Origin of the sequence: Bacillus sp. FSL K6-0042, from assembly GCF_038006685.1 — a bacterium.
Lineage (GTDB): Bacteria > Bacillota > Bacilli > Bacillales > Bacillaceae_G > Bacillus_A > Bacillus_A pseudomycoides.
The window spans coordinates 3,110,236-3,127,652 of sequence record NZ_JBBOVS010000001.1 but is presented as its reverse complement, the minus strand read 5'-3'; the positions used below and the strand labels follow the sequence as shown (position 1 = coordinate 3,127,652).

The 17,417-nt window shown below is 45.6% G+C and carries 5 protein-coding genes, 9 tRNA genes and 6 rRNA genes; all 20 read left to right on the top strand.

Annotated elements, in window-relative coordinates:
* The first annotated feature begins 136 nt into the window (after window positions 1-136).
* The 20 genes from lysS to clpC all read left to right on the top strand — a co-directional run bounded on the left by lysS (window position 137) and on the right by clpC (window position 17,414).
* On the top strand, window positions 137-1,636 hold the full coding sequence (gene lysS, locus MHH45_RS16050) for a lysine--tRNA ligase (protein WP_016116929.1): 1,500 nt from the start codon (window positions 137-139) through the stop codon (window positions 1,634-1,636).
* Window positions 1,637-2,011: 375 nt separating this feature from the next.
* Window positions 2,012-3,563: ribosomal RNA gene (locus tag MHH45_RS16045) — 16S ribosomal RNA — on the top strand.
* A gap of 145 nt (window positions 3,564-3,708) precedes the next feature.
* Window positions 3,709-6,630, top strand: a 23S ribosomal RNA gene (locus MHH45_RS16040).
* 91 nt (window positions 6,631-6,721) lie between these two features.
* Window positions 6,722-6,837 (top strand): 5S ribosomal RNA (gene rrf / locus MHH45_RS16035).
* A 4-nt stretch (window positions 6,838-6,841) separates the two neighbouring features.
* Window positions 6,842-6,917, top strand: a tRNA-Val gene (locus MHH45_RS16030).
* Between the two features lie 5 nt (window positions 6,918-6,922).
* Window positions 6,923-6,998, top strand: a tRNA-Thr gene (locus MHH45_RS16025).
* A gap of 13 nt (window positions 6,999-7,011) precedes the next feature.
* Window positions 7,012-7,087, top strand: a tRNA-Lys gene (locus MHH45_RS16020).
* Between the two features lie 13 nt (window positions 7,088-7,100).
* Window positions 7,101-7,181, top strand: a tRNA-Leu gene (locus tag MHH45_RS16015).
* A 29-nt stretch (window positions 7,182-7,210) separates the two neighbouring features.
* Window positions 7,211-7,285: transfer RNA gene (locus MHH45_RS16010), tRNA-Gly, on the top strand.
* A 16-nt stretch (window positions 7,286-7,301) separates the two neighbouring features.
* Window positions 7,302-7,390 (top strand) — tRNA-Leu (locus tag MHH45_RS16005).
* A gap of 3 nt (window positions 7,391-7,393) precedes the next feature.
* Window positions 7,394-7,467, top strand: a tRNA-Arg gene (locus MHH45_RS16000).
* A 9-nt stretch (window positions 7,468-7,476) separates the two neighbouring features.
* A tRNA-Pro gene (locus MHH45_RS15995) sits at window positions 7,477-7,550 on the top strand.
* Window positions 7,551-7,560: 10 nt separating this feature from the next.
* Window positions 7,561-7,636: transfer RNA gene (locus tag MHH45_RS15990), tRNA-Ala, on the top strand.
* 75 nt (window positions 7,637-7,711) lie between these two features.
* A 16S ribosomal RNA gene (locus MHH45_RS15985) occupies window positions 7,712-9,263 on the top strand.
* 145 nt (window positions 9,264-9,408) lie between these two features.
* Window positions 9,409-12,330 (top strand): 23S ribosomal RNA (locus MHH45_RS15980).
* 50 nt (window positions 12,331-12,380) lie between these two features.
* Window positions 12,381-12,496: ribosomal RNA gene (rrf, locus tag MHH45_RS15975) — 5S ribosomal RNA — on the top strand.
* Together the 16S, 23S and 5S rRNA genes with 9 tRNA genes alongside form the textbook arrangement of a ribosomal RNA operon.
* Window positions 12,497-12,725: 229 nt before the next feature.
* Window positions 12,726-13,187, top strand: a complete 462-nt coding sequence (gene ctsR / locus MHH45_RS15970) for a transcriptional regulator CtsR (RefSeq protein ID WP_016116930.1) — start codon at window positions 12,726-12,728, stop codon at window positions 13,185-13,187.
* Between the two features lie 148 nt (window positions 13,188-13,335).
* Window positions 13,336-13,887, top strand: coding sequence for a UvrB/UvrC motif-containing protein (locus tag MHH45_RS15965; RefSeq protein ID WP_016116931.1), 552 nt, complete (start codon window positions 13,336-13,338; stop codon window positions 13,885-13,887).
* A 4-nt stretch (window positions 13,888-13,891) separates the two neighbouring features.
* Window positions 13,892-14,956, top strand: coding sequence for a protein arginine kinase (locus tag MHH45_RS15960; RefSeq protein WP_016116932.1), 1,065 nt, complete (start codon window positions 13,892-13,894; stop codon window positions 14,954-14,956).
* 22 nt (window positions 14,957-14,978) lie between these two features.
* Window positions 14,979-17,414, top strand: a complete 2,436-nt coding sequence (gene clpC / locus MHH45_RS15955) for an ATP-dependent protease ATP-binding subunit ClpC (protein ID WP_016116933.1) — start codon at window positions 14,979-14,981, stop codon at window positions 17,412-17,414.
* Window positions 17,415-17,417 lie beyond the last annotated feature (3 nt).

Here is a 17,417-nt window from a genome sequence, read left to right as displayed (position 1 = left end):
TCCTTCTCTCACTACCTATAATTACGTGAAAGAAAGAAGAACTGCCAGTATACTACTGGCAGTTTTTCTAGTTGAGTAGAAAATGATATACTGTATATATTGTAAAATTTAATAGAGCTGGAGTGATATCAATACCATGGATAACATGAACCACGAAGAATTAAATGACCAATTGCTTGTTCGTCGTGAGAAGTTACATAACTTACGTGAACAAGGGATCGATCCGTTTGGTAAACGTTTTGAACGTACGAATTCAACGAAAGAATTATTAAACTTGTATGGAGAGTTCTCTAAAGAAGAATTAGAAGAGAAAGGAATCTCTGTTTCTATTGCTGGCCGTATTATGACAAAGCGCGGTAAAGGGAAAGCAGGTTTTGCGCATATCCAAGATTTACACGGACAAGTTCAAATCTATGTTCGTAAAGATGCTGTTGGAGATGAGCAATATGAATTATTTAATACAGCTGACTTAGGTGATTTAGTAGGAATTGAAGGGAAAGTTTTCAAAACGAACGTAGGTGAGCTTTCAGTGAAAGCAACAGGATTTACGTTATTAACGAAAGCTCTTCGTCCACTTCCAGATAAATACCATGGGTTGAAAGATGTTGAACAACGTTACCGCCAACGTTACCTAGATTTAATTACGAGCATGGAGAGCCGTGAAACATTTGTTACTCGTAGTAAAATCATTCGTGAAATGAGAAGATACTTAGATGATAATGGCTACCTTGAAGTAGAAACACCAATGATGCACGCGATTGCGGGCGGTGCCTCTGCTCGCCCATTCATTACGCATCATAATGCGTTAGATATGGAATTATATATGCGTATTGCAATTGAGTTACACTTAAAACGCCTTATTGTAGGTGGCTTAGAGAAGGTATACGAAATCGGCCGTGTATTCCGTAATGAAGGTGTGTCAACACGTCATAATCCTGAATTTACAATGATCGAATTATATGAAGCATATGCTGACTATGAAGATATTATGAAACTAACAGAAAACATGATTGCTCATATCGCAAAGCAAGTACTAGGTACAACAACAATCCAGTACGGTGAGCAAGAAATTAATTTAGAGCCAGAATGGACACGTCTCCACATGGTAGATGCAATTAAACAATATTCTGGAGCAGATTTCTGGAGCCCGATGAGCGTGGAAGAAGCACGTACATTGGCGAAAGAACATGGTGTGGAAATTAAAGATACAATGGAAGTTGGTCATATTATCAATGAATTCTTCGAACAAAAAGTAGAAGAAAAGTTAATTCAACCTACATTTATCTATGGACACCCAGTGGAAATTTCTCCGCTTGCGAAAAAGAATGATGAAGATCCACGCTTTACAGATCGTTTCGAGTTATTCATTGTTGCTCGTGAGCATGCGAATGCATTTACGGAATTAAATGATCCAATCGATCAAAAAGAACGTTTTGAAGCGCAATTAAAAGAGCGTGAACAAGGTAATGATGAAGCGCATATGATGGACAATGATTATATTGAAGCACTTGAGTACGGCATGCCTCCTACAGGTGGACTTGGAATTGGTATTGATCGTCTTGTTATGCTATTAACAAATGCGCCATCTATTCGCGACGTGCTGTTATTCCCAGCGATGCGTCATAAGCAAGATTAATCCAAGCTTTGGAGATTTCTCCAAAGCTTTTCTTTTTGTCATATAGTGAAGTTAAAATGATTCATTTACTATATAGAAGAAAGGTGTCTTTATGTAGGAGGATCGATACTGTTTTTATACTTTTTGATTAGGTTAAAAATTTTATTAAAAAACTATTGCATTTTAATAAATGAACTGGTATATTTATATTCGTTGTCACGAAAGACAACAAAGAAAACAAACGAAAACAACTTTTAAGACAAAAAGTTGTTGACGAAAATATAACAAAATGTTATATTGATAAAGTCGCTTCGGCGGCAATGAGTTCTTTGAAAACTGAACGAAACAAACAACGTGAAACGTCAATTTTTATTTTAGATGCTAGACAAACTAACTTTATTGGAGAGTTTGATCCTGGCTCAGGATGAACGCTGGCGGCGTGCCTAATACATGCAAGTCGAGCGAATGGATTAAGAGCTTGCTCTTATGAAGTTAGCGGCGGACGGGTGAGTAACACGTGGGTAACCTGCCCATAAGACTGGGATAACTCCGGGAAACCGGGGCTAATACCGGATAACATTTTGCACCGCATGGTGCGAAATTCAAAGGCGGCTTCGGCTGTCACTTATGGATGGACCCGCGTCGCATTAGCTAGTTGGTGAGGTAACGGCTCACCAAGGCAACGATGCGTAGCCGACCTGAGAGGGTGATCGGCCACACTGGGACTGAGACACGGCCCAGACTCCTACGGGAGGCAGCAGTAGGGAATCTTCCGCAATGGACGAAAGTCTGACGGAGCAACGCCGCGTGAGTGATGAAGGCTTTCGGGTCGTAAAACTCTGTTGTTAGGGAAGAACAAGTGCTAGTTGAATAAGCTGGCACCTTGACGGTACCTAACCAGAAAGCCACGGCTAACTACGTGCCAGCAGCCGCGGTAATACGTAGGTGGCAAGCGTTATCCGGAATTATTGGGCGTAAAGCGCGCGCAGGTGGTTTCTTAAGTCTGATGTGAAAGCCCACGGCTCAACCGTGGAGGGTCATTGGAAACTGGGAGACTTGAGTGCAGAAGAGGAAAGTGGAATTCCATGTGTAGCGGTGAAATGCGTAGAGATATGGAGGAACACCAGTGGCGAAGGCGACTTTCTGGTCTGTAACTGACACTGAGGCGCGAAAGCGTGGGGAGCAAACAGGATTAGATACCCTGGTAGTCCACGCCGTAAACGATGAGTGCTAAGTGTTAGAGGGTTTCCGCCCTTTAGTGCTGAAGTTAACGCATTAAGCACTCCGCCTGGGGAGTACGGCCGCAAGGCTGAAACTCAAAGGAATTGACGGGGGCCCGCACAAGCGGTGGAGCATGTGGTTTAATTCGAAGCAACGCGAAGAACCTTACCAGGTCTTGACATCCTCTGACAACCCTAGAGATAGGGCTTCCCCTTCGGGGGCAGAGTGACAGGTGGTGCATGGTTGTCGTCAGCTCGTGTCGTGAGATGTTGGGTTAAGTCCCGCAACGAGCGCAACCCTTGATCTTAGTTGCCATCATTAAGTTGGGCACTCTAAGGTGACTGCCGGTGACAAACCGGAGGAAGGTGGGGATGACGTCAAATCATCATGCCCCTTATGACCTGGGCTACACACGTGCTACAATGGACGGTACAAAGAGCTGCAAGACCGCGAGGTGGAGCTAATCTCATAAAACCGTTCTCAGTTCGGATTGTAGGCTGCAACTCGCCTACATGAAGCTGGAATCGCTAGTAATCGCGGATCAGCATGCCGCGGTGAATACGTTCCCGGGCCTTGTACACACCGCCCGTCACACCACGAGAGTTTGTAACACCCGAAGTCGGTGGGGTAACCTTTTTGGAGCCAGCCGCCTAAGGTGGGACAGATGATTGGGGTGAAGTCGTAACAAGGTAGCCGTATCGGAAGGTGCGGCTGGATCACCTCCTTTCTATGGAGAATTGATGAACGCTGTTCATCAATATAAGTTTCCGTGTTTCGTTTTGTTCAGTTTTGAGAGAACTATCTCTCAGAAATAAATGTATGTTCTTTGAAAACTAGATAACAGTGTAGCTCATATTTTTTAATTTTAGTTTGGTTAAGTTAGAAAGGGCGCACGGTGGATGCCTTGACACTAGGAGTCGATGAAGGACGGGACTAACGCCGATATGCTTCGGGGAGCTGTAAGTAAGCTTTGATCCGAAGATTTCCGAATGGGGAAACCCACCATACGTAATGGTATGGTATCCTTACCTGAATACATAGGGTATGGAAGACAGACCCAGGGAACTGAAACATCTAAGTACCTGGAGGAAGAGAAAGCAAATGCGATTTCCTGAGTAGCGGCGAGCGAAACGGAATCTAGCCCAAACCAAGAGGCTTGCCTCTTGGGGTTGTAGGACATTCTATACGGAGTTACAAAGGAACGAGGTAGACGAAGCAGCCTGGAAAGGCTCGTCACAGAGGGTAACAACCCCGTAGTCGAAACTTCGTTCTCTCTTGAATGTATCCTGAGTACGGCGGAACACGTGAAATTCCGTCGGAATCTGGGAGGACCATCTCCCAAGGCTAAATACTACCTAGTGATCGATAGTGAACCAGTACCGTGAGGGAAAGGTGAAAAGCACCCCGGAAGGGGAGTGAAAGAGATCCTGAAACCGTGTGCCTACAAATAGTCAGAGCCCGTTAATGGGTGATGGCGTGCCTTTTGTAGAATGAACCGGCGAGTTACGATCCCGTGCGAGGTTAAGCTGAAGAGGCGGAGCCGTAGCGAAAGCGAGTCTGAATAGGGCGTTTAGTACGTGGTCGTAGACCCGAAACCAGGTGATCTACCCATGTCCAGGGTGAAGTTCAGGTAACACTGAATGGAGGCCCGAACCCACGCACGTTGAAAAGTGCGGGGATGAGGTGTGGGTAGCGGAGAAATTCCAATCGAACCTGGAGATAGCTGGTTCTCCCCGAAATAGCTTTAGGGCTAGCCTTAAGTGTAAGAGTCTTGGAGGTAGAGCACTGATTGAACTAGGGGTCCTCATCGGATTACCGAATTCAGTCAAACTCCGAATGCCAATGACTTATCCTTAGGAGTCAGACTGCGAGTGATAAGATCCGTAGTCAAGAGGGAAACAGCCCAGATCGCCAGCTAAGGTCCCAAAGTGTGTATTAAGTGGAAAAGGATGTGGAGTTGCTTAGACAACTAGGATGTTGGCTTAGAAGCAGCCACCATTTAAAGAGTGCGTAATAGCTCACTAGTCGAGTGACTCTGCGCCGAAAATGTACCGGGGCTAAATACACCACCGAAGCTGCGAATTGATACCTATGGTATCAGTGGTAGGGGAGCGTTCTAAGGGCAGTGAAGTCAGACCGTAAGGACTGGTGGAGCGCTTAGAAGTGAGAATGCCGGTATGAGTAGCGAAAGACGGGTGAGAATCCCGTCCACCGAATGCCTAAGGTTTCCTGAGGAAGGCTCGTCCGCTCAGGGTTAGTCAGGACCTAAGCCGAGGCCGACAGGCGTAGGCGATGGACAACAGGTTGATATTCCTGTACCACCTCTTTATCGTTTGAGCAATGGAGGGACGCAGAAGGATAGAAGAAGCGTGCGATTGGTTGTGCACGTCCAAGCAGTTAGGCTGATAAGTAGGCAAATCCGCTTATCGTGAAGGCTGAGCTGTGATGGGGAAGCTCCTTATGGAGCGAAGTCTTTGATTCCCCGCTGCCAAGAAAAGCTTCTAGCGAGATAAAAGGTGCCTGTACCGCAAACCGACACAGGTAGGCGAGGAGAGAATCCTAAGGTGTGCGAGAGAACTCTGGTTAAGGAACTCGGCAAAATGACCCCGTAACTTCGGGAGAAGGGGTGCTTTCTTAACGGAAAGCCGCAGTGAATAGGCCCAAGCGACTGTTTAGCAAAAACACAGGTCTCTGCGAAGCCGTAAGGCGAAGTATAGGGGCTGACACCTGCCCGGTGCTGGAAGGTTAAGGAGAGGGGTTAGCGTAAGCGAAGCTCTGAACTGAAGCCCCAGTAAACGGCGGCCGTAACTATAACGGTCCTAAGGTAGCGAAATTCCTTGTCGGGTAAGTTCCGACCCGCACGAAAGGTGTAACGATTTGGGCACTGTCTCAACCAGAGACTCGGTGAAATTATAGTACCTGTGAAGATGCAGGTTACCCGCGACAGGACGGAAAGACCCCGTGGAGCTTTACTGTAGCCTGATATTGAATTTTGGTACAGTTTGTACAGGATAGGCGGGAGCCTTTGAAACCGGAGCGCTAGCTTCGGTGGAGGCGCTGGTGGGATACCGCCCTGACTGTATTGAAATTCTAACCTACGGGTCTTATCGACCCGGGAGACAGTGTCAGGTGGGCAGTTTGACTGGGGCGGTCGCCTCCTAAAGTGTAACGGAGGCGCCCAAAGGTTCCCTCAGAATGGTTGGAAATCATTCGTAGAGTGCAAAGGCATAAGGGAGCTTGACTGCGAGACCTACAAGTCGAGCAGGGACGAAAGTCGGGCTTAGTGATCCGGTGGTTCCGCATGGAAGGGCCATCGCTCAACGGATAAAAGCTACCCCGGGGATAACAGGCTTATCTCCCCCAAGAGTCCACATCGACGGGGAGGTTTGGCACCTCGATGTCGGCTCATCGCATCCTGGGGCTGTAGTCGGTCCCAAGGGTTGGGCTGTTCGCCCATTAAAGCGGTACGCGAGCTGGGTTCAGAACGTCGTGAGACAGTTCGGTCCCTATCCGTCGTGGGCGTAGGAAATTTGAGAGGAGCTGTCCTTAGTACGAGAGGACCGGGATGGACGCACCGCTGGTGTACCAGTTGTTCTGCCAAGGGCATAGCTGGGTAGCTATGTGCGGAAGGGATAAGTGCTGAAAGCATCTAAGCATGAAGCCCCCCTCAAGATGAGATTTCCCATAGCGTAAGCTAGTAAGATCCCTGAAAGATGATCAGGTTGATAGGTTCGAGGTGGAAGCATGGTGACATGTGGAGCTGACGAATACTAATAGATCGAGGACTTAACCATATAATATGAAGCAAATGTTATCTAGTTTTGAAGGAATATATATTTAAAATTCCTGTTGACATTCTAAAAAGAATGTGTATAATAATAAAAGTCTGGTAATGATGGCAGAGAGGTCACACCCGTTCCCATACCGAACACGGAAGTTAAGCTCTCTAGCGCCGATGGTAGTTGGGACCTTGTCCCTGTGAGAGTAGGACGTTGCCAGGCAAATGGAGGATTAGCTCAGCTGGGAGAGCACCTGCCTTACAAGCAGGGGGTCGGCGGTTCGATCCCGTCATCCTCCACCATATACGCCGGCTTAGCTCAATTGGTAGAGCAACTGACTTGTAATCAGTAGGTTGGGGGTTCAAGTCCTCTAGCCGGCACCAGTTTTTCTTGTACGAGCCATTAGCTCAGTTGGTAGAGCATCTGACTTTTAATCAGAGGGTCGAAGGTTCGAGTCCTTCATGGCTCACCATTTATAATAATTCGCGGGTGTGGCGGAATTGGCAGACGCACCAGACTTAGGATCTGGCGCCTTTGGCGTGGGGGTTCGACTCCCTTCACCCGCACTTTATAAGCGAAATCAATTTCATATCGAGCGGAAGTAGTTCAGTGGTAGAATACAACCTTGCCAAGGTTGGGGTCGCGGGTTCGAATCCCGTCTTCCGCTCCAATTTACAATATGATATGCCGGGGTGGCGGAACAGGCAGACGCACAGGACTTAAAATCCTGCGGTGGGTGACCACCGTGCGGGTTCGACCCCCGCCCTCGGCACCATATGCGCCCGTAGCTCAATTGGATAGAGCGTTTGACTACGGATCAAAAGGTTAGGGGTTCGAGTCCTCTCGGGCGCGCTTTTCCTTCGGGAAGTGGCTCAGCTTGGTAGAGCACCTGGTTTGGGACCAGGGGGTCGCAGGTTCAAATCCTGTCTTCCCGATACTTATTTTGGGGCCTTAGCTCAGCTGGGAGAGCGCCTGCCTTGCACGCAGGAGGTCAGCGGTTCGATCCCGCTAGGCTCCACCAAAAGTTCTTTGAAAACTGAACGAAACAAACAACGTGAAACGTCAATTTTTATTTTAGATGCTAGACAAACTAACTTTATTGGAGAGTTTGATCCTGGCTCAGGATGAACGCTGGCGGCGTGCCTAATACATGCAAGTCGAGCGAATGGATTAAGAGCTTGCTCTTATGAAGTTAGCGGCGGACGGGTGAGTAACACGTGGGTAACCTGCCCATAAGACTGGGATAACTCCGGGAAACCGGGGCTAATACCGGATAACATTTTGCACCGCATGGTGCGAAATTCAAAGGCGGCTTCGGCTGTCACTTATGGATGGACCCGCGTCGCATTAGCTAGTTGGTGAGGTAACGGCTCACCAAGGCAACGATGCGTAGCCGACCTGAGAGGGTGATCGGCCACACTGGGACTGAGACACGGCCCAGACTCCTACGGGAGGCAGCAGTAGGGAATCTTCCGCAATGGACGAAAGTCTGACGGAGCAACGCCGCGTGAGTGATGAAGGCTTTCGGGTCGTAAAACTCTGTTGTTAGGGAAGAACAAGTGCTAGTTGAATAAGCTGGCACCTTGACGGTACCTAACCAGAAAGCCACGGCTAACTACGTGCCAGCAGCCGCGGTAATACGTAGGTGGCAAGCGTTATCCGGAATTATTGGGCGTAAAGCGCGCGCAGGTGGTTTCTTAAGTCTGATGTGAAAGCCCACGGCTCAACCGTGGAGGGTCATTGGAAACTGGGAGACTTGAGTGCAGAAGAGGAAAGTGGAATTCCATGTGTAGCGGTGAAATGCGTAGAGATATGGAGGAACACCAGTGGCGAAGGCGACTTTCTGGTCTGTAACTGACACTGAGGCGCGAAAGCGTGGGGAGCAAACAGGATTAGATACCCTGGTAGTCCACGCCGTAAACGATGAGTGCTAAGTGTTAGAGGGTTTCCGCCCTTTAGTGCTGAAGTTAACGCATTAAGCACTCCGCCTGGGGAGTACGGCCGCAAGGCTGAAACTCAAAGGAATTGACGGGGGCCCGCACAAGCGGTGGAGCATGTGGTTTAATTCGAAGCAACGCGAAGAACCTTACCAGGTCTTGACATCCTCTGACAACCCTAGAGATAGGGCTTCCCCTTCGGGGGCAGAGTGACAGGTGGTGCATGGTTGTCGTCAGCTCGTGTCGTGAGATGTTGGGTTAAGTCCCGCAACGAGCGCAACCCTTGATCTTAGTTGCCATCATTAAGTTGGGCACTCTAAGGTGACTGCCGGTGACAAACCGGAGGAAGGTGGGGATGACGTCAAATCATCATGCCCCTTATGACCTGGGCTACACACGTGCTACAATGGACGGTACAAAGAGCTGCAAGACCGCGAGGTGGAGCTAATCTCATAAAACCGTTCTCAGTTCGGATTGTAGGCTGCAACTCGCCTACATGAAGCTGGAATCGCTAGTAATCGCGGATCAGCATGCCGCGGTGAATACGTTCCCGGGCCTTGTACACACCGCCCGTCACACCACGAGAGTTTGTAACACCCGAAGTCGGTGGGGTAACCTTTTTGGAGCCAGCCGCCTAAGGTGGGACAGATGATTGGGGTGAAGTCGTAACAAGGTAGCCGTATCGGAAGGTGCGGCTGGATCACCTCCTTTCTATGGAGAATTGATGAACGCTGTTCATCAATATAAGTTTCCGTGTTTCGTTTTGTTCAGTTTTGAGAGAACTATCTCTCAGAAATAAATGTATGTTCTTTGAAAACTAGATAACAGTGTAGCTCATATTTTTTAATTTTAGTTTGGTTAAGTTAGAAAGGGCGCACGGTGGATGCCTTGACACTAGGAGTCGATGAAGGACGGGACTAACGCCGATATGCTTCGGGGAGCTGTAAGTAAGCTTTGATCCGAAGATTTCCGAATGGGGAAACCCACCATACGTAATGGTATGGTATCCTTACCTGAATACATAGGGTATGGAAGACAGACCCAGGGAACTGAAACATCTAAGTACCTGGAGGAAGAGAAAGCAAATGCGATTTCCTGAGTAGCGGCGAGCGAAACGGAATCTAGCCCAAACCAAGAGGCTTGCCTCTTGGGGTTGTAGGACATTCTATACGGAGTTACAAAGGAACGAGGTAGACGAAGCAGCCTGGAAAGGCTCGTCACAGAGGGTAACAACCCCGTAGTCGAAACTTCGTTCTCTCTTGAATGTATCCTGAGTACGGCGGAACACGTGAAATTCCGTCGGAATCTGGGAGGACCATCTCCCAAGGCTAAATACTACCTAGTGATCGATAGTGAACCAGTACCGTGAGGGAAAGGTGAAAAGCACCCCGGAAGGGGAGTGAAAGAGATCCTGAAACCGTGTGCCTACAAATAGTCAGAGCCCGTTAATGGGTGATGGCGTGCCTTTTGTAGAATGAACCGGCGAGTTACGATCCCGTGCGAGGTTAAGCTGAAGAGGCGGAGCCGTAGCGAAAGCGAGTCTGAATAGGGCGTTTAGTACGTGGTCGTAGACCCGAAACCAGGTGATCTACCCATGTCCAGGGTGAAGTTCAGGTAACACTGAATGGAGGCCCGAACCCACGCACGTTGAAAAGTGCGGGGATGAGGTGTGGGTAGCGGAGAAATTCCAATCGAACCTGGAGATAGCTGGTTCTCCCCGAAATAGCTTTAGGGCTAGCCTTAAGTGTAAGAGTCTTGGAGGTAGAGCACTGATTGAACTAGGGGTCCTCATCGGATTACCGAATTCAGTCAAACTCCGAATGCCAATGACTTATCCTTAGGAGTCAGACTGCGAGTGATAAGATCCGTAGTCAAGAGGGAAACAGCCCAGATCGCCAGCTAAGGTCCCAAAGTGTGTATTAAGTGGAAAAGGATGTGGAGTTGCTTAGACAACTAGGATGTTGGCTTAGAAGCAGCCACCATTTAAAGAGTGCGTAATAGCTCACTAGTCGAGTGACTCTGCGCCGAAAATGTACCGGGGCTAAATACACCACCGAAGCTGCGAATTGATACCTATGGTATCAGTGGTAGGGGAGCGTTCTAAGGGCAGTGAAGTCAGACCGTAAGGACTGGTGGAGCGCTTAGAAGTGAGAATGCCGGTATGAGTAGCGAAAGACGGGTGAGAATCCCGTCCACCGAATGCCTAAGGTTTCCTGAGGAAGGCTCGTCCGCTCAGGGTTAGTCAGGACCTAAGCCGAGGCCGACAGGCGTAGGCGATGGACAACAGGTTGATATTCCTGTACCACCTCTTTATCGTTTGAGCAATGGAGGGACGCAGAAGGATAGAAGAAGCGTGCGATTGGTTGTGCACGTCCAAGCAGTTAGGCTGATAAGTAGGCAAATCCGCTTATCGTGAAGGCTGAGCTGTGATGGGGAAGCTCCTTATGGAGCGAAGTCTTTGATTCCCCGCTGCCAAGAAAAGCTTCTAGCGAGATAAAAGGTGCCTGTACCGCAAACCGACACAGGTAGGCGAGGAGAGAATCCTAAGGTGTGCGAGAGAACTCTGGTTAAGGAACTCGGCAAAATGACCCCGTAACTTCGGGAGAAGGGGTGCTTTCTTAACGGAAAGCCGCAGTGAATAGGCCCAAGCGACTGTTTAGCAAAAACACAGGTCTCTGCGAAGCCGTAAGGCGAAGTATAGGGGCTGACACCTGCCCGGTGCTGGAAGGTTAAGGAGAGGGGTTAGCGTAAGCGAAGCTCTGAACTGAAGCCCCAGTAAACGGCGGCCGTAACTATAACGGTCCTAAGGTAGCGAAATTCCTTGTCGGGTAAGTTCCGACCCGCACGAAAGGTGTAACGATTTGGGCACTGTCTCAACCAGAGACTCGGTGAAATTATAGTACCTGTGAAGATGCAGGTTACCCGCGACAGGACGGAAAGACCCCGTGGAGCTTTACTGTAGCCTGATATTGAATTTTGGTACAGTTTGTACAGGATAGGCGGGAGCCTTTGAAACCGGAGCGCTAGCTTCGGTGGAGGCGCTGGTGGGATACCGCCCTGACTGTATTGAAATTCTAACCTACGGGTCTTATCGACCCGGGAGACAGTGTCAGGTGGGCAGTTTGACTGGGGCGGTCGCCTCCTAAAGTGTAACGGAGGCGCCCAAAGGTTCCCTCAGAATGGTTGGAAATCATTCGTAGAGTGCAAAGGCATAAGGGAGCTTGACTGCGAGACCTACAAGTCGAGCAGGGACGAAAGTCGGGCTTAGTGATCCGGTGGTTCCGCATGGAAGGGCCATCGCTCAACGGATAAAAGCTACCCCGGGGATAACAGGCTTATCTCCCCCAAGAGTCCACATCGACGGGGAGGTTTGGCACCTCGATGTCGGCTCATCGCATCCTGGGGCTGTAGTCGGTCCCAAGGGTTGGGCTGTTCGCCCATTAAAGCGGTACGCGAGCTGGGTTCAGAACGTCGTGAGACAGTTCGGTCCCTATCCGTCGTGGGCGTAGGAAATTTGAGAGGAGCTGTCCTTAGTACGAGAGGACCGGGATGGACGCACCGCTGGTGTACCAGTTGTTCTGCCAAGGGCATAGCTGGGTAGCTATGTGCGGAAGGGATAAGTGCTGAAAGCATCTAAGCATGAAGCCCCCCTCAAGATGAGATTTCCCATAGCGTAAGCTAGTAAGATCCCTGAAAGATGATCAGGTTGATAGGTTCGAGGTGGAAGCATGGTGACATGTGGAGCTGACGAATACTAATAGATCGAGGACTTAACCATATAATATGAAGCAAATGTTATCTAGTTTTGAAGGAATATACCTTCAATAGTTTGGTGATGATGGCAGAGAGGTCACACCCGTTCCCATACCGAACACGGAAGTTAAGCTCTCTAGCGCCGATGGTAGTTGGGACCTTGTCCCTGTGAGAGTAGGACGTCGCCAAGCAATTAAAGCACGAGTCAATTGACTCGTGCTTTTTTGTATATTTTTTTATTTGGTATTAATATGTACAAATAAAAATGAGAAGTTAATTCTGTTGTATAAAATATAAACGTAGTGATTAAAGAAAAGAAATTTTGGCTAGGATAGTGAGGAAGCAAAAGAGTTGCAAATTTCTTTAATACGTATATAATTAAAGTCAAAGATAGTCAAAGTCAATAAAGGTGGCGGATAAATGAGAAATATATCTGATATCATTGAGCAATATCTAAAGCAAGTTATTGACTTAAGCAATAATAATGTGATTGAGATTAAGAGAAATGAGATTGCGGATCGATTTGATTGTGTTCCGTCTCAAATTAATTATGTAATCAATACTCGCTTTACGTTGGAAAGAGGATTTGTAGTTGAAAGTAAACGAGGCGGGGGAGGTTACATTCGCATTATCAAGGTCAAATTGCATGATGATATAGACATTATTGATCAAATGCTTCATATGATCGAGCATAGTATTGCGCAAGGGAATGCGGAAAGTATCATTATACGATTAGTGGAAGAAGATATTGTGACCAATCGGGAAGCAAAACTTATGCTGAGCGTATTAGATCGATCTGTATTATTAATGGATTTACCTTCTAGAGATGAACTTAGGGCTCGAATATTATGCGCAATGTTAAGGACACTGAAATATAAATAAATACAGCTTTTGTTAAGAAATGTTTTTAGCGGTAATTCATTTTATAGTGGAACTTTTTACAGACAAGATTAAGTGAACAAAATAATCTAGTGGTGTATAAAAAGTATCATGAGGTAGATCGTTCCTATTGTAAAGGTGGGGATATAAGATGATTTGTCAAAATTGTAATATAAGACCAGCAGCATTACATTATACAAAAGTAATAAACGGACAAAAGACGGAAGTTCATCTTTGTGAGCAATGTGCAGAGCAAAATGGCTATACGTCTTTCTTTCAATCACCACAATCTAGTTTTTCCTTCCATGACTTACTAGCTGGATTGCTACATGGAGAACCATCAATGTTTGAAAACCAAGAGGATAGTTTTTCAGATGAAAGAGTATTACGATGTCCAACTTGTAATATGACATATAAACAATTTGCAAAAGTAGGTCGCTTTGGATGTGCTTCTTGTTATGAGACATTTAAGGAACAACAACTAAAGCCAATGTTGAAGCGGCTTCATGGTGGTCATACACATCATTGTGGAAAAATTCCCGAGCGTATGGGAGGAAATATTCATCTAAAGAAAGAATTAGATGAACTAAAATTAAAATTAAAGCAATGTGTACAGAAAGAAGAATTTGAAAAAGCAGCTCAAACGCGTGATCAAATCCGAAGTATTGAAAATCAGCTTAGTGAGCATAGAGAGGGGGAATAGTTCTATGTCACTGGATCGTATTATGAACGAAGCAATTAGTCCGTGGATGAGGGGAGATGGCCCCGATTCTGATATTGTTTTAAGTAGTCGTATTCGTTTGGCTCGTAATTTAAAAGATTATCATTTCCCTATTATGCAAACTGATGAAGAAGCTAAGCAGATTACTAATTTATTTCAAAAGAAGTTTGTAAATCAGAAAGTGAAATCCCTCGGGAATTTTGAACTATTAAAAATGAATGAACTAAAACCGCTTCAGCGAAGGGTTTTAGTAGAAAAACATTTAATTAGTCCTAATCTTGCTGGAACGGAATTTGGTGCTTGTCTACTATCAGAAAGTGAACATATAAGTGTGATGCTTAATGAAGAAGATCATGTGCGAATTCAATGTTTGTTCTCAGGGCTGCAATTATCAGAAGCACTGCAAAGCGCAAACAAAATGGATACATGGATTGAAAAAGCAGTTGAATATGCTTTTGATGAATCGCTTGGCTATATTACCAGTTGCCCCACAAATGTTGGTACGGGGTTACGGGCTTCTGTGATGATGCATTTACCAGCACTTGTTTTGACGAAACGGATAAATCGTATTATACAAGCAATTCAACAATTAGGTTTAGTCGTAAGAGGAATATACGGTGAAGGTAGCGAAGCCTTAGGTAATATATTTCAAGTTTCTAATCAAATGACATTAGGAAAATCAGAAGAAGATATTATAGCAGATTTAGAGAGTGTTGTTCATCAGCTTATACAACAAGAGAGAGTAGCTCGAGAACTAATTATGAAAAATTCAAGTATTGAACTTGAAGACCGAGTATATCGTTCTTACGGTGTACTGGCTAATAGTCGATTAATTCAATCGGCAGAAGCTGCTACTTGTCTGTCAGATATGCGGTTAGGTATTGATCTTGATTATATAAAAAATATATCAAGAAATATTTTAACAGAGTTAATGGTACTAACTCAGCCGGGAATTTTACAGCAATACGCGGGAGGTCCTTTAAGCCCAGAAGAAAGGGATTATCGAAGGGCGACATTAATCCGTGAAAGACTACGAATTGAACAAAATTGAGCGCAAGTAGGAGGCGATTTCTATGATGTTTGGAAGATTTACAGAAAGAGCACAGAAAGTATTAGCTTTATCTCAAGAAGAAGCAATTCGCATTGGGCATAATAATATTGGTACAGAACATATTTTACTTGGGCTTGTACGTGAAGGGGAAGGAATTGCAGCTAAAGCGTTAATTGCTCTTGGGCTAAGTCCAGAGAAGGTACAAAAAGAGGTAGAGGCATTAATTGGTCGTGGAACAGAGATGTCTCAAACTGTTCATTATACACCGCGTGCCAAAAAAGTAATTGAGTTATCAATGGATGAGGCACGTAAGCTTGGTCATTCTTATGTTGGAACGGAACATATTTTACTAGGGTTGATCCGTGAAGGTGAAGGTGTTGCAGCGCGTGTTTTAAATAACTTAGGCGTAAGTTTAAACAAAGCAAGACAACAAGTATTGCAGCTCCTTGGAAGCAATGAAGCTACATCAGGCCATCAAGGTGGTGCATCAGCAAATGCAAATACACCAACGCTTGATAGTTTAGCGCGAGATTTGACAGTTGTTGCACGTGAAGGACGCTTAGATCCTGTTATTGGCCGTAGTAAAGAGATTCAACGTGTTATTGAAGTATTGAGCCGTAGAACTAAGAATAACCCGGTATTAATTGGAGAACCTGGGGTAGGTAAAACAGCAATTGCTGAAGGTCTAGCACAGCAAATTGTAAATAATGAAGTTCCAGAAACATTACGCGATAAGCGTGTTATGACGTTAGATATGGGTACAGTTGTTGCTGGCACGAAATACCGTGGTGAGTTTGAGGATCGTTTAAAGAAAGTGATGGATGAAATTCGCCAAGCTGGTAATATCATTCTATTTATTGATGAACTTCATACATTAATTGGTGCAGGTGGTGCAGAAGGTGCAATTGACGCATCCAATATTTTGAAACCATCATTAGCACGTGGTGAATTGCAATGTATTGGGGCGACAACATTAGATGAGTATCGTAAATACATTGAAAAAGATGCAGCACTAGAAAGACGTTTCCAACCAATTCATGTTGACGAGCCAAGCTTAGAAGAATCGGTTCAAATTTTAAGAGGGTTACGCGATCGTTACGAGGCACATCACCGCGTTTCCATTACAGATGATGCAATTGAAGCAGCTGTAAAACTTTCGGATCGTTATATTACAGATCGTTTCTTACCTGATAAAGCAATTGACTTAATCGATGAAGCAGCTTCAAAAGTACGCTTACGTTCTTATACAACACCACCAAATTTAAAAGAACTTGAAGTGAAACTTGAAGAAATTCGAAAAGAAAAGGATGCAGCCGTACAGAGCCAAGAATTTGAAAAGGCAGCTTCTTTACGAGATATGGAACAACGTTTACGTGAAAAATTAGAGGATACAAAACGTCAGTGGAAAGAGCAGCAAGGAAAAGAAAATTCAGAAGTAACAGTAGAAGACATTGCAAATGTTGTTTCTACGTGGACGCGTATTCCGGTTTCTAAACTTGCACAAACAGAAACAAATAAATTATTGAATCTAGAATCCATTTTACATGACCGTTTAATTGGCCAAGATGAAGCTGTTGTCGCAGTAGCGAAAGCAGTGCGCCGCGCAAGAGCGGGTTTAAAAGATCCGAAACGCCCAATTGGTTCATTTATTTTCTTAGGACCGACTGGTGTAGGTAAAACGGAGCTTGCGCGTGCATTAGCAGAATCTATGTTTGGTGATGAAGATGCAATGATTCGTATTGATATGTCTGAGTATATGGAGAAACATTCTACTTCTCGCTTAGTGGGGTCTCCGCCAGGATATGTGGGATATGAAGAAGGCGGCCAATTAACAGAAAAAGTTCGTCGCAAACCATATTCTGTCGTGCTGCTAGATGAAGTAGAGAAGGCACATCCAGATGTATTTAACATTTTACTGCAAGTGCTAGAAGATGGGCGTTTAACAGACTCTAAAGGGCGTACAGTTGATTTCCGAAATACAATTGTTATTATGACATCTAACGTTGGTGCCGAAGCATTAAAACGTAATAAACATCTCGGTTTTAACGTACAAGATGAGAGCCGTGATTATTCAGATATGAAGGGTAAAGTAATGGATGAATTGAAAAAAGCATTTCGTCCAGAGTTCTTAAACCGTATTGATGAAATCATTGTTTTCCATATGCTTGAGAAAAAACATATTCAAGAAATTGTAACGCTTATGGTTAATCAATTAGTAAATCGGTTAAAAGAACAAGAGATTGAATTAGAGTTAACAAGTGCAGCAATTGAAGCGATTGCTGATAAAGGATTCGATCGTGAGTATGGTGCTCGTCCACTTCGTCGAGCAATCCAAAAACATGTGGAAGATCGATTATCAGAAGAACTTCTAAAAGGAGAAATTGAGAAAGGTCAAAAAGTTGTCTTTGACGCCGAAGGGGAATCATTTGTCATTCGCAGTGTAGAAAAGGTAAAATAAGTA

Coding starts and splice junctions, on each gene's coding strand:
- lysS (WP_016116929.1), top strand. CDS start 137: ATGGATAACATGAACCACGAAGAATTAAATGACCAATTGCTTGTTCGT.
- ctsR (WP_016116930.1), top strand. CDS start 12,726: ATGAGAAATATATCTGATATCATTGAGCAATATCTAAAGCAAGTTATT.
- MHH45_RS15965 (WP_016116931.1), top strand. CDS start 13,336: ATGATTTGTCAAAATTGTAATATAAGACCAGCAGCATTACATTATACA.
- MHH45_RS15960 (WP_016116932.1), top strand. CDS start 13,892: ATGTCACTGGATCGTATTATGAACGAAGCAATTAGTCCGTGGATGAGG.
- clpC (WP_016116933.1), top strand. CDS start 14,979: ATGATGTTTGGAAGATTTACAGAAAGAGCACAGAAAGTATTAGCTTTA.